The sequence below is a fragment of the Azospirillum sp. OGB3 genome, assembly GCF_014192915.1.
Classification (GTDB): Bacteria; Pseudomonadota; Alphaproteobacteria; order Azospirillales; family Azospirillaceae; genus Azospirillum.
Genome location: NZ_JACHYN010000015.1, coordinates 99486 through 113465 on the forward strand (window position 1 = coordinate 99486; position 13980 = coordinate 113465).

The window sequence follows — 13980 nt, forward strand, 5'->3', positions numbered from 1 at the left end:
CATGAAACACAATTCCACGGCCCGCACGCTCGCCGTCCTGGTCCTCCTCGGGGTGGCGGCCTTCCCGCTCTACTGGATGCTGGTGACCTCGCTCACCCCGTCGGAGCGGCTGTTCGACGACACGCCGAACCTGCTGCCGACGCTGTCGCAGATCGGCACCTACGCCGCCGCCTTCACCGAGACCTCGCTGCGCCAATGGCTGGTCAACAGCCTGATCGTCGCGGTCGGAACCACGGTGCTGAGCATCCTTTTGTCGGTGCTGCCGGCCTACGCGCTGTCGCGCCTGACCTTCAACGGCAAGCTGCTGCTCGGCTTCGCGCTGTTCATGACGCAGATGCTGCCGGAAGCGATGCTGGTGGTGCCGCTCTACGACATCTTCACCAAGCTGTCGCTGCTCAACACGCTGCTCGGCCTGATCCTGGCCAACACGGCCTTCACGGTGCCGGTGGTGACCTGGATCCTGAAGGGCGCCATCGACGGCGTGCCGTCGGAGATCGAGGAAGCGGCGCGGGTGGACGGCTGCTCCCGCCTCGGCATCGTGCTGGCGGTGGTGGTTCCGCTGATCGCGCCGACGCTGGCGGCGGCGGCGGTGATCGCCTTCTTCCACGGCTGGAACGAGTATGTCTTCGCCCAGACCTTCATCAGCGACGACGCCCTGCGCACCGCCTCGGTCGGCCTCGCCAGCTTCGTGGGCGAGCTGAGCACCCCGGTGCACACGGTCATGGCGGTCGGCTTCATCTACACGCTGCCGGCGGTCGTCTTCTACCTGTTCGTCCAACGCTACGTGGTCGCCGGCATGACGACCGGCGGCGTCAAGGGCTGACCGTGGGCCGATCCCGCCCCCCTTGCACCGACACGCCCGAGAGATAAAAGGGAAAAGCCCATGGCTATCAAACTGCAGAACGTCACGAAGTCCTTCGGTTCGCTGACCGTGATCGACAACGTGAGCCTGGAGGCCGGCGACGACGAATTCCTGGTGCTGCTCGGCCCGTCGGGCTGCGGCAAGTCCACCATCCTGCGCATGATCGCGGGGCTCGAAACGGTGACCAGCGGCGAGATCCATCTCGGCGGCAAGCGGGTGGACGAGCTGCCGCCCAGCGACCGCGACATGGCCTTCGTCTTCCAGTCCTACGCGCTCTACCCGCACATGACGGTGCGCCGGAACATCGCCTTCCCGCTGATCATGCGGCAGTTCCGCTGGTGGTTCCACGTCCCCTTCATCGGCGACTACTTCAAGCGCCGCATCGAGAACTCGCCGGAGGTGCGGGAGCTGGTGGAGCGCACCGCCGACACGCTGGCCCTGACCAAGGTGCTGGACCGCCACCCGCGCACCCTGTCGGGCGGCCAGCGCCAGCGCGTGGCGCTCGGCCGCGCCATGGTGCGCGAGCCGTCGGCCTTCCTGATGGACGAGCCGCTGTCGAACCTCGACGCCAAGCTGCGCACCGCCATGCGGGCGGAGATCACCCAGCTTCACCAGCGGGTCGGCGGCAACTTTGTCTACGTCACCCACGACCAGATCGAGGCGATGACCATGGGCACCCGCATCGCGCTGATGCGCGACGGGCACCTCCAGCAGTACGGCACCCCGCGTGAGATCTACGAGAAGCCGGCCAACACCTACGTCGCCCGCTTCATCGGCACGCCGCCGATGAACCTGATCGACGCCGAGGTCGAGGGCATGACCGTGCGCATCGGCAACAGCGTCCTGCCGTTGCCGGACAAGGCGGAACGGCCGGGCGGCAGCAGCCGCATGAAGGTCTGGCTGGGCCTGCGCCCCGGCGCGCTCGCCATCGTGCCGCAAGGCCAGGGGAAGAGCCTGCCGGGCACGGTCACCCTGGTCGAGCATGTGGGGGCGGAATCGCTGATCTCGGTGAAGCTGTCCGGAGTCCACACCGCCCATGACGACGATGGTGGCCTGACCGACGAGGTGATGGTCTCCGTCCCCGGCTACAGCGAGCTGCGCGTCGGCGAGGCGGTCGGGATCGACTGCCTGCTGAAGGACTTCTCCCTGTTCGAGAAGGACAGCGGCGTCCGCGTCGGCGGGCGGGCCGCGGAGGATTTCCTGGCCGGCGGACGCGTCGGCACCATCCGGACGGCCTCCTGACGCGATCCGTGCGGACGGCGCCGCATCCGCCATCCCAGAATGGGTTGGCGGATGCGGCGCCATTCCCGAACACTACTTTTCAAAAAGGCAACTCCGCCCCTTTTACAACCAAATCCTCAAATATGTCAATAATTGACAATTTGCTTCCGCATGATCCAAAATTCATGCAGTAACCATCCCCGCCCTGCGGGGATTTCGTTGTTGTATGTCCACCGATCCAAGAAGAATTAACTTCCGATCAGCCGAAAGATCGGCATCGTTCAGAATTTCTTTAACAAATCACTTTGTTATTGGCCTTCCCGATACGCGACCGCCGCGATGGCGAGAGGGCCACTATGCCGGACACCCTGGACGCCACCGCCCCGCTCCTGACCATCCCCGATGCCCTGGCGTCCGAAGCGGCGGCGGTGCTGCTGGGCGGCGATCCCGCCGCGCTGAAGGCCGTGCAAGAGAAACTGGCGGCGGCGCTGACCGGACAGGGCTTGCCGGAAGGCGCAGCGGGCAGCGTGGCGGACGGCTGGATGCGCGACGTCGCGGCGGGGGTCGGCGCCAGCGCCACGCCCGACGACGCGATCGCCCAGGCAAGCCGGATCGCCGCCGGCACGGCGGCGCGCATGGCGGAAGCCGCCCAGGAATCCGCGGCGCTGACCGGGGAGCAGCGCCTGGCCGTCGCCCTGGCGCAAGGGCAAGGCCTCGGGCAGGGATCGGGGCCGGGCGGCGCGAACGATCCCAAGGCGGCGTCCGACCTGTCGGCCGCACTGTTCAGCGGGGTGATGGACCCGGCGGCCCGCCCGGCGGGCGCCGCCGACCCGATCGCCGCCCTGTCGCAGGCTCTGACCGCTCCTCCCACCGCTCCGGCGGCAGCGGACACCGTTCCCGTCTCGCCGTCCGACAAGCTCGCAGCGGCGCTCGCCTCCGGCGTTGGGGTGCAGGACGCGGTGACGGCGCTCGGCCCCGGAGCGGGCGGTCACTTCGCCGAAGCGCTGGAACACGCCCTGTCCAGCGGCGCCGACGCCGCAGGCGCCATCGCCGAAGCACAGGCGTTGAGCGCCGCCGGCGCAGTCCAGACCAATTCCGTGGCGGTCGAGCAGACCGATGGCGCGCGCCTGCTCGGCGCCCTCGCCGCCGGCAAGACGGATGGCGCGGGCGGCAACCCCGCTTTCACCAGCGTCCTGAACGACGCGCTGGCGCAGGGCGCGCAGCCAGACGCGGCGCTCGGCGCCTCGTCCCGGGCGCAGACGGACATGGCGGCCCGGCAGGAGGCCGCCGCCGTGCCGGCGAAGCCGGCGGACGCGCTGGTCGCCTCGTTGTCGTCCGGGCAGAATGTGGCGGCCACCGTCAAGACCTTCGCCGCCGCCGCCGGGATCGACGGCGCGGCGACCGGCGGCTTCGGGGAGGCGCTGGGGCGGGCCCTGTCCAGCGGGACGGACATGTCCGGCGCGCTGGGCTCGGCGCAGCAGGCCGTCACCACCGCGCTGGCCCTGTCGGCGGAAAGCGCCAAGGGCGTCAAGAGCGACGGGCTGATCGCGGCGCTCGCCAGCGGGCAGAACGTCCAGCAGGCGGTGCAGGCGCTCGGCGGGTCCGGCGCCGCCTTCAACGCTGCGCTCGGGCAGGCGCTGGCGGACGGGCGCGCCACCGGACCGGCGCTGGCCGCCGCCCGCCAAGCGGCGGAGACGGTGCAGCAGAACGCCCAGGGCAGTGAAGTTCCCGTTTCCGCCGAGAACAAGGCGCTGGCCGATCTCGCCAACCCGCCGCCCGCGGGAGAGGCGGCCAAGGAAGGCGCCAAGGAATCCGGCGACAAGAACGCCGGGGAGAAGGCCGCCGAACAGGTCGCCGAAGCCCCGGCCGAGGGCAAGGAGGGCGGCGAGAAGGAAGTCGCCAAAGAAGAAGACGCCAAGGAGGACGGGGCCAAGGAGGACGGGGCCAAGGAGGACGGGGTCAAGGAGGACGCAAAGGGCGAAGCCGCCGACGCCACTCCGGCAGAGGGCGAGGCGTCTCCGGCCCCGGGCAAATCCAGCATGGGAAGCGAACCCGCGCTGAAACCGATCAGCTTCGACGCGGCCGGGACCGTCAAGAGCGCCGACACCGCCGTGCCGAGCGCCACGGCCCCCGCCCCCTCCACCAGCCTCACGCCCGCTGCCCCGCCGGTCACCAAGACGCTGACCAGCGACCCCTTCGCCGTCGCCGCGCAAATCCAGCAGCAGGTGGCCCGCGCCATCGAGGCGGCCGCCGCCACCCAGCCCGCGACGGTGCCGCCGGTGGCGGCCCCCACCCTCTCGACCGGCTTCGACGCGGCGGCCTTCGCGAAGGCCCTGGCGATCGCCGAGGGCACCGCGGCCCCGGCCGGCTTCGCCGTCTTCCACCTGATCGAGGCGATGTTCCGGCCCGGCGAGGCCGGCGGCAGCGTGATCGGCGTTGCCGTGGTGGCCAACCCGGACTCCCCCTTCGGCGTCTGGCAGTACAGCCTGGACGGCGGCGCGTGGCTGGCGGTGGGCGCGGTCGGCGACGGCGCGGCGCTCGTGCTTCCGGACAGCGCCCTGCTGCGCTTCCTGCCGGCCGCCAACTGGAACGGCATCGCGCCGTCGCTCGGGCTGCGGGCGGTGAACAGCGAGTGGGCCGAGGGCTTCAGCGGTGCCGAGCACCGGTTGTTCACGCTGACCGGTGTCGGCGGCACAACCCCGCTGTCGGGGGACGTCGCTCCGTTGACGCTGGAGGTGACCCCGGTGAACGGCGCCCCGGTGACGACCGGTGCGCAGGCGGTCCTGCCCGCCGTCTCGGAAGACAGCGCGGACCCGGCGGGCGCCGGCGTGGCGTCGCTGTTCGGCGGGCTGTTCTCCGACCCGACCGACGCGGTGTTCGGCTCCGCCGGCAACGGCTTCGCCGGCGTGGCGGTGGTCGCCAACCCGGCGGACGCCGCCCAGGGGCAATGGCAGTATTGGACCGGCTCCGCCTGGAGCGCCGTGGGAGCGGTGTCGGACGGCAACGCCCTGCTGCTGTCCGCCGACGCCAAGCTGCGCTTCGTTCCCGCCACGGACTGGAACGGCGTGCCGCCAAGCCTGATGGTGCGCCTGATCGACGATTCGCAAGGACCGCTCACCAATGGCGCACGGGCGGACGTGACGGGTGCCGGCGGCGACAGCCGCTACAGCCTCGGCACCATCACCCTGACCACCGCGGTCGGCGCCGTCAACGACGCCCCCGTGGCGACGGGCACGACGGCCACCCTGCCGACGATCGCCGAGGACACCACCAACCCGGCGGGCGCCACCGTCACCAGCCTGTTCGGTCAGCTGTTCTCCGACGCCGCCGACGCGGTCAACGGCGGGTCCGCCGCCAACGGCTTCGCCGGCGTGGTGGTGGTCGGCAACGCCGCCACCGCGGCGCAAGGCGCGTGGCAATACTGGACCGGCACGGCCTGGGCCGCCATCGGCGCGGCAAGCGACTCCAACGGACTGCTGCTGTCCGTCGGCACGGCGCTGCGCTTCGTCCCCACCGCCAACTGGAACGGCACCACGCCGGCCCTGACCGTCCGGCTGGTCGAGGACGGCGGCGCGCCGCTGATCACCGGCAACCGCGTCGACCTGACCAACGGCGTCGGCGGCAGCACCGTCTACAGCGCCGGGACCATCGCCCTGACCGGCGCCGTCACCCCCGTCAACGACGCGCCGGTCGCCACCGGAACGACCGCCACCCTGCCGACCGTCGCCGAGGACACCGCCAACCCCACGGGCACCACCGTCTCCAGCCTGTTCGGTCACCTGTTCTCCGACCCGGCGGACGCGGTTGGCGGTGGCTCCGCCGCCAACGGCTTCGCCGGGATCGCCATCGTCGGCAACGCGGCGACCTCGCAGGGCGTCTGGCAATACTGGACCGGCACGGCCTGGGCGGCCGTGGGCGCCGCCTCGGACGGCAACGCCCTGCTGCTGGCGGCGAACACGGCGTTGCGCTTCGTTCCCGCCGCCAACTGGAACGGCACCACCCCGGCTTTGACCGTCCGGCTGATCGACGACTCCCAAGGGGCCGTGACCAGCGGCGGGCGGGTCGCCCTGGCGAGCGTGGGCGGCGACAGCCGCTACAGCGCCGGCACTGTCGCGCTGACCGGCACCGTCACTCCGGTCAACGACGCGCCGGTCGCCACCGGCGCCGCGGCCACCCTGCCGACGCTCGCCGAGGACGCCGCCAACCCGGCGGGCGCCACCGTCACCGGCCTGTTCGGTCACCTGTTCTCCGACGCTGTCGACGCGGTCAGCGGCGGGTCGGCGGCCGACACGCTGGCCGGCGTCGTGGTGGTCGGCAACGCCGCCACCGTAGCGCAAGGGGCATGGCAGTATTGGACCGGGACGGCCTGGGCCGACATCGGCGCGGTCAGCGGCGGCAACGGCCTGCTGTTGGCGGCGAACACGGCGCTGCGCTTCGTTCCCGCCGCCAACTGGAACGGCACCACCCCTGCCCTGACCGTCCGGCTGGTCGACACGTCGCACGGTCCGGTCGCCAGCGGCGCACGGGTCGACGCGACGAGCGTCGGCGGCAGCACCGCCTACAGCGCCGGCACCATCGCGCTGACCGGCACCGTCACCCCCGTCAACGACGCGCCGGTGGCGACAGGGACGACGGCGACCCTGCCGACCATCGCCGAGGACACCGTCAATCCGACGGGCACCAGCGTCACCGCCCTGTTCGCCCACCTGTTCTCCGACCCGGCGGACGCGGTGGCGGGCGGCTCCTCCGCCAACGGCTTCGCCGGCGTCGCCATCGTCGGCAACGCGGCGACCGCCGGGCAGGGCGTCTGGCAGTATTGGTCCGGTTCCGCCTGGATCACCGTGGGCGTGGTGGCCGAGGGGGCGGCGCTGGTCGTCGCCGCCAGCGCGCTGCTGCGCTTCGTTCCCGCCGCCGACTGGAACGGCACCACCCCGGCCCTGACCGTCCGGCTGATCGAGGACGGCGGCGCGCCCGTCGTCACCGGCGGCCGCGTGGACCTGACGACCGGCGTCGGCGGCAGCACCGTCTACAGCGCCGACACCATCGCCCTGACCGGCACCGTCACCCCCGTCAACGACGCGCCGCAGATCACCGCCGGCACGACGGCGCTGGCGACGGTGAAGGGCGTGGCGGTGGCGGTCACCGGCCTGTCGGTGTCCGACGTCGACGCCGGCGCGCTGCCGATGCTGGTCACGCTGACCGCCGGCCACGGCACGCTGACCCTGGCCGGCGCCGGGTGGGACGCCGACATCACCGGCAACGGCACGGACAGCGTCACCATCCGCGCGACGCTCGCCACCATCAACGGGATGCTCGGCGCCGCCAATGGGCTCCTCTACACCGCCAGCGCCTACACCGGGGCCGACGCCATCCGGATCGTCGTGAACGATCTCGGCAACGGCGGGGCCGGCGGGCCGCTGACCGCGACCGCGACCATCGGAGTCACCGTGGCGCCGCCGAACGCCTCCCCCGTCCTGATCGACACCAACCTCGACGTGGCCGTGGCGGCGGAGGCCCTGGCCGCCCCCACCGCGGGCACGCTCGGCTTCGCGGTGTCCAAGCTGGTCGGGCTGAACGGCAGCGGCCCCGCCAACGTCACCGACACCGACGCCGGGGCCGTCGTCGGCATCGCCCTGACCGGCGCCAACGAGAGCTATGGCCGCTGGTGGTTCTCCACCGACAACGGCGCGACCTGGAGCCTCGTCGGGACGGTCAACGACAGCGATTCCGCCCTGCTGCTGCGCGCCACCGACCGGCTGTACTTCCAGCCCAACGCCGCGGTGCCGGCCACCGTCAACGGCGCCCTGACCATCCGGGCCTGGGACCAGACCACCGGCAGCGCCGGCTCGAAGGCCGCCGTCACGCTCGGCGCCGGCAGCGCCTTCTCCGCCGCCACGGACACCGTCACCCTGCATCCCGGCGTGCTGATCCCCAACGGCACCTTCGACAAGGGGCTGACCGGATGGAGCTACACCGGCGGCGCCACGGTGGGTGCTACGGGCGACGGGCATGAGGGCACCCTGACCTCCGCGGGTGGCCAGTCACCGACTCAGCTGGAGGATTTCCTCGGCCTCGCCCACGGCTCCATCGCCGCGGCGACCGGGACCATCCCGTCCTTCGGCAACGCGATGAAGCTGGCCACCACCGTCACGGTGACGAAGGACACGACGCTGACCTTCGACTGGACCTTCATCTTCTCCGACCCCGGCTATCACGACTTCGCCTTCGTCAGCGTCAACGGCGTGGTCACGCTGCTTGCCAAGGACGCCAGCGCCAGCGGGAAATTCAGCGTGGTGATTCCGGCCAACACCACCCTGACGCTGGGCTTCGGCACCTCCGACACCAGCGACAACAGCGTCAACCCGATCCTGCGCGTCGACAACGTCAAGCTGACCACCGTCGCCAGCGACCCCATCGTGCTGGATATGGGCGGTGACGGGCTGGCCCTGCGGGCGCTGACCGACGGTGTGCTGTTCGACGTCAGCGGCGACGGCGTGGCCGACCGCACCGGCTGGGTCGGCAAGGGCAACGCCCTGCTGGTGCGCGACGACAACCAAAACGGGCAGATCGACGACGGGCGCGAGCTGGTGTCGGAGCATTTCGGAGCCGGCTCGAGCGGTGGCGGCTTCAACAGCAGCCTGGAGGCGCTCGCCTCGCTCGACAGCAACCACGACGGACGCATCGACGCCGCGGACGAGAGCTTCGCCACGCTCCAGGTCTGGCAGGACGCCGATGGCGACGGGGTGAGCCGGCCGGGCGAGCTGCGCACGCTGGCCGAGGCCGGAATCCTCTCCATCGCCACCACGGCGACGCCGAGCGATGCGACGCTGGCGGGCAACCAGATCCTCGGCACCACCAGCATGACCATGGCCGACGGCAGCAGCCGACTGGTGGCCGGCGTCGCCTTCGACGCCCAGGCCGCCGTCGCGGCTCAGCTGCACAGCCAGCCGCTGGCCGCGTCGCCGTCGCCATTTCCGTCGTCTCAGGCCGATCACGGGCGCTTCGACTACGCGGCGCTGATCTCCTCCGGCCTGGGTCTGCCGGACAATATTCCGGTTGCACAAAGCAGTCAGGACACTCACAACGGCGATTGGGCCATGGCGCTTCACACCGCGGATACACACCACGCCACAACCCATGCCTCGACGATTGTGCCGGTCGCAGAAAATTCATGATCGACCGACAGAATTCGACGCATTTTTAGGTATTTGGATACTGTTTTGTCCTAAATGAGTATGAGAGTTCTCGACTAAGATCATCTTCGCTGTAAGCCGAATGGCCTAAACATGCGCCGATCTCCAGGACCCTCATGCACAAGTTTTGTCTCATCGCCACGGTTGCGCTTCCGCTCCTGACCGGAGCGCCACAATCTCTAGTTGCAGCTCCGCGCGACGAGGTGGTGGCGCTGATCGGCAAGGCGACGGAAAGCCACGACCGCCTGCGCGGGGCGGAGGCCGCCGCCGACGGGGCCCGCAACGCCCTGCGGGTCAGCCATGGCGGCTGGTTCCCGACGCTCAGCCTGTCGGCCAACGGCGGGCGCGAGAGCACGACCAAGCCGGCGGGCCTGCCCAACACGGACATGAACGCCTCGCAGTTTTCGGCGCGGGCGACGCAGCTGATCTGGGACTTCGACGCGACCAACGCCGACATCCGGCGCGCCCAGGTGACGCTGGTCCGCGCCGACATCGCGGTGGAGCGCGCCCGGCAGGAGCTGCTGGTGGAGGGCCTCACCGCCTACGCCAGCCTCGTCCGCGCCCACCAGCTGCTCTCCTTCGCGCGCCAGTCCGAAGACAACATCCGCCGCCAGACCGGGCTGGAGGAGGTGCGTCTCCAGGAGGGCTTCGGCTTCTCCACCGACGTTCTCCAGGCCAAGAGCCAGCTCGCCGGCGCCCAGGCGCGCCGCGTCGCGGCGGAGGAGGCGACGCAGAACGCGCAGAGCCGCTTCCAGGCCTTCTTCGGCCATGTCCCCTTCCAGGTCAGCAACGCCCAGGTCCTGGCGATGACGCGCGCCGGCCTGCCCGTCTCGCTGGACGCGGCGGTGGAGGAGGCGCGCCGCCACAACCCGCGCCTCCAGGAATTGGCCCTGACCACCGCGGCGGCGCAAGAGGCGGTGACCTCGGTGCGCGGCCGCACGCTCTACCCGCGGATCGACGGCTTCGTGGAACACAACATCAAGCGCGACGTCGCCGGCCAGTCCGGGCGGCAGAACGAGCTGCTGTTCAAACTCCAGGTCACCTTCTCGCTGAACACCGGCCTGACCGCGCTCAACAGCATCCGGCTGGCCGAGGCCGACCTGCGGGCCGCCGACGCCACCTGGGCCGACCAGGAGCGCACGGTGCTGGAAACCGTCCGCAACAGCTGGAACCGCCTGGAAAGCGCCCGCGCCCAGGTGCAGCTGTTGAACGATCAGGCGAGCCTCGCCGCCGGCTTCCTCGACGTGGCGCGGTCGGAGCGCGAGCTGGGCACCCGGTCGCTGATCGACATCCTGTCGGGTGAGACGACGCTGATCAACGCGCGCAGCGACGCCGCGGCGGCGGAGACGGAGCTGGTGCTGGCCGGCTACCGGCTGCTCGCCGCCATGGGCCGGCTGAACGCCACCGACATCCAGACCAAGCCGATGCCGAAGCTGACCGCGCCGGGCCGCGGCGCTTTCCGCGATCAGGGCCAGCGCGATCAGGGCCGGCGCGGCACGGGAGACCAGCGATGAGCGGCGGCGCCATCGGCCTGCTGGTGCTGCGGCTGCGCGCCAACCTGCGGCTGACCGCCCGCGTCTTCGCGGCGTCGCTGGCGGCGAACCTGCTCGGGCTGGCCTCCTCCTTCTACACGATGCTGGTGCTGAACCGCTACGTGACACACGGTGTCGATTCCACGCTGGCGGCGCTGACCGTCGGCGTCGTGCTGTCCATCGCCTTCGAGCATCTGTTCCGCCACGTCCGGCTGGGCATCGCCGGGCGCATCGGCCGCGCCGAGCACGAGCGTCTGACCACCGGGGCCTTCGGCATCCTGATGACGGCGCGCAGCGGCGCCGGATCGGCGGAGGGCGACGCCGCGCGGCGCGAGGCGCTGCGGGCGCCGGAGCAGATCGACTCCGCGCTCGGTTCGGCCAATCTGGCGACTCTGTTCGACCTGCCCTTCGCGCTGGGCTTCATCCTCGTGGTGGCGCTGATCTCCTGGCCGCTCGCGGCGATCTGCCTCGTCTTCACGCTGCTGGCCATCGCCGCCGGGCTGCTGGCCCAGGCCGACATGCGCGCGGTCGGGCGCGACCTCGCTCAGGCCGGCGCCGACGCCCAGGGGCTGGTCACCACCGCCATCGTCGGGCGCGACGCGGTCGCCCTGTTCGGCGGCGCCAAGCCGCTGCTCGGCGACTGGCAGCGCGCCGCCAAGGCTCTGCGCGTCGTCCGCGAGCGCATGTCGATGCGCCAGGGCCGCGCCCAGTCGGCGGCGCAGAGCCTCCAGGCGCTCCAGGGCGTGGCGGTCATCGCCACCGGCGCCGTTCTGGTGGTGCGCGGCGAGCTGGACGTCGGGTCTCTGATCGGCATCAACCTGCTGGTCGGCCGCGCGCTCGCCCCCTTCACCCGGCTGGCCCAGATCGGCGAGTCCCTGGCGATGGCCCGGCAGGCGCAGGTCCGGCTGGAGCAGTTCGCCCGCACCGCGGTCGAGCCGACCGGCGGCACCAGCCTGCCCCGCTACGCCGGCACGCTGGAGCTGCGCGACCTGACCTTCACCCCGCCGGGCGGCGTCACGCCGCTGCTGCGCCGGCTGACCCTGTCGGTGCCCGCCGGCAACATCCTGGTGCTGAAGGGCCGCAACGGCTCGGGCAAATCGACGCTGATCCGCCTGATCGCCGGGCTGGCCGACCCGCAGGAGGGCGCCGTGCTGGCCGACGGGGTGGACATCCGCAAATTCGCCCCCTCCTGGTGGCGCCAGCAGATCGGGCTGCTGCCGCAGGAGCCGGTGTTCCTCAACCGCACGATCCGCGAGAACCTGCTGCTCGCCAACCCGCGCCTGTCGGAGACGGAGCTTCACGCCGTCCTGCACCGCGCCGGGGCCGACCGCACGGTGGCCGACTGCGCCCAGGGCCTCGACACGCCGCTGCGCAACTTCGGCCACGAATTGCCGACCGGCCACCGCCGCCGGCTGGCGCTGGCCCGCGCCCTGGCGGTCGGCGGGCGGCTGATCCTGCTCGACGAGCCGACCGACGGGCTGGACTCGGAAGGCACCGCCACCGTCTACCGCACGCTGATCGAGCTGGCGCGGGGCGGTCACACGGTGATCATCGCCTCCCACGACCCGCGCATCCTCCAGGGCGCTTCGCTGGTGCTCGACCTCGACCAAACGAACGGCGCGGCTGTCGTCCGCGAGCCGGCGGGGCTGGTGACGCCATGAAGCCGCTTCCCCTGCTGACCCGCAAGCCGGCCACCGCCCCCGCCGCGTCCGTGCCGCCGGTCATTCCGACGGGCATTCCGGCTGCTCTCCCGGCCTCCCTGACGGGGGCGCAGCCCGCCGACCCCGAAAGCCGCTTCGGCGACGGCCTGTTCGTCGTCAGCATCGCCGCCTTCCTCGCCGCACTCGGCTGGGCGGCCATCGCCGAGCTGAACGTCTCCAGCAGCGCGCCCGGCGACGTGGTGCCGCTGTCCTACAACCAGTCGGTTCAGCATTTCGAGGGCGGCATCGTCCGCGACATCCTGGTGCAGGAGGGCGATTCGGTCACCGCCGGCCAGGTGTTGGTCGAACTTGACCAGACCAAGATCCGCGCCGACCTGGAGGAGCTGAAGCTGCGCCTCGGCTCGCTGTCCGCCGACACCGCGCGGCTGGAGGCGGAGGTCGGGCGCCGCGAGGCCATCGACTTCCCCGAGCGGTTGCAGCGCGAGCGGCCCGATCTGGTGGCACAGACCCGAGACCTGTTCCGCGCCCGCCGCGACCGGCTGGCCTCCGACCTCGACATCCAGCGCCAGGACATCGCCCAGCGCGAGCAGCAGGTGGCCGCCGTGCGGGCGCGCATCGGCGGCTCGCAGGTGGCGCAAGGGCTGATCCGCGAGCAGCTTTCCATCAGCGAGACCCTGCTGAAGCGCGAGATCACCAACCGCATGAAGCACTTGGAGCTGCTGCGCGACGACGCCCGCGTCAGCAGCGCCATCGCCGAGGACCGCGCCACGCTGGCCCAGGCCGAGGCGGCGCTGGCCGAAGCGCGCAGCAAGCTGGTGTGGATCGGCCGCAAGTACGAGGAGGAGAGCCGCAACGCCCTCGACGAGGCCCGCCGCAACCACGACGAGTTGTCGCAGCGCCTGACCCGCTACCAGGACAGCCTGGACCGCAGCAGCCTGCGCGCCCCCATGGACGGCATCGTCAAGACGCTGGCCGTCTCGACCAAGGGCGCCGTGGTCAAGGCCGGCGAGACGGTGGTGGAGCTGGTGCCGCGCGACGGCAAGCTGGTGGTGGACGCCCGCCTGCCGGTGCAGGACATCGGCTATGTCCGCCCCGACCAGCCGGTGGTGGTGACGCTCGCCGGCGGCGACGCCTCGCGCTTCGGCCACATCGAGGGGCGGGTGCGGACGATCAGCCCCGACACGCTGCTCGACGCCAACAAGCAGTCCTACTACAAGGTCCGCGTCGAGCTGCCGGTGACCCGTTTCGACTACGGCGGCAAGACCTACGAGCTGTTCCCCGGCGTGCGCGTGACCTGCAGCATCCTGACCGGGCGGCGCACCATCCTCGACTATGTGTTCTCGCCGGTCCTCAACGGCCTCCAGCACGCGATGCAGGAGCAATGAGGATGGGCACCCCTTTCCCCGCGTCCATTCCCCTCTCCCGTCCCGGGAGAGGGAGGGACCCGCGCGAAGCGCGGGAGGGTGAGGGTCGTCCAACGGCGCGACCACCCGATCCTTGCATTCACCCTC

The 13980-nt window shown here is 71.4% G+C and carries 6 protein-coding genes; all 6 read left to right on the top strand.

Going from position 1 to position 13980, the window contains the following annotated elements; genetic code table 11:
• The first annotated feature begins 1 nt into the window (after position 1).
• Positions 2–823: a carbohydrate ABC transporter permease gene (locus FHW79_RS24600; protein WP_035677626.1), complete on the top strand. Its 822-nt coding sequence runs from the start codon at positions 2–4 to the stop codon at positions 821–823.
• Positions 824–883: 60 nt separating this feature from the next.
• Positions 884–2104, top strand: coding sequence for an ABC transporter ATP-binding protein (locus FHW79_RS33350; protein WP_183181330.1), 1221 nt, complete (start codon positions 884–886; stop codon positions 2102–2104).
• A 335-nt stretch (positions 2105–2439) separates the two neighbouring features.
• A complete protein-coding gene (locus tag FHW79_RS32875) occupies positions 2440–9258 on the top strand; it encodes a hypothetical protein (RefSeq protein ID WP_183181331.1) in 6819 nt (2272 codons plus the stop codon).
• A 134-nt stretch (positions 9259–9392) separates the two neighbouring features.
• A complete protein-coding gene (locus FHW79_RS24615; protein WP_247884587.1) occupies positions 9393–10790 on the top strand; it encodes a TolC family protein in 1398 nt (465 codons plus the stop codon).
• Positions 10787–12469, top strand: coding sequence for an ATP-binding cassette domain-containing protein (locus FHW79_RS24620; RefSeq protein ID WP_183181332.1), 1683 nt, complete (start codon positions 10787–10789; stop codon positions 12467–12469). Before FHW79_RS24615 ends, FHW79_RS24620 begins: the two co-directional genes overlap by 4 nt.
• Complete coding sequence (locus FHW79_RS24625; protein WP_183181333.1) at positions 12466–13854, top strand: HlyD family type I secretion periplasmic adaptor subunit; 1389 nt, start codon at positions 12466–12468, stop codon at positions 13852–13854. Before FHW79_RS24620 ends, FHW79_RS24625 begins: the two co-directional genes overlap by 4 nt.
• Positions 13855–13980: the final 126 nt, after the last annotated feature.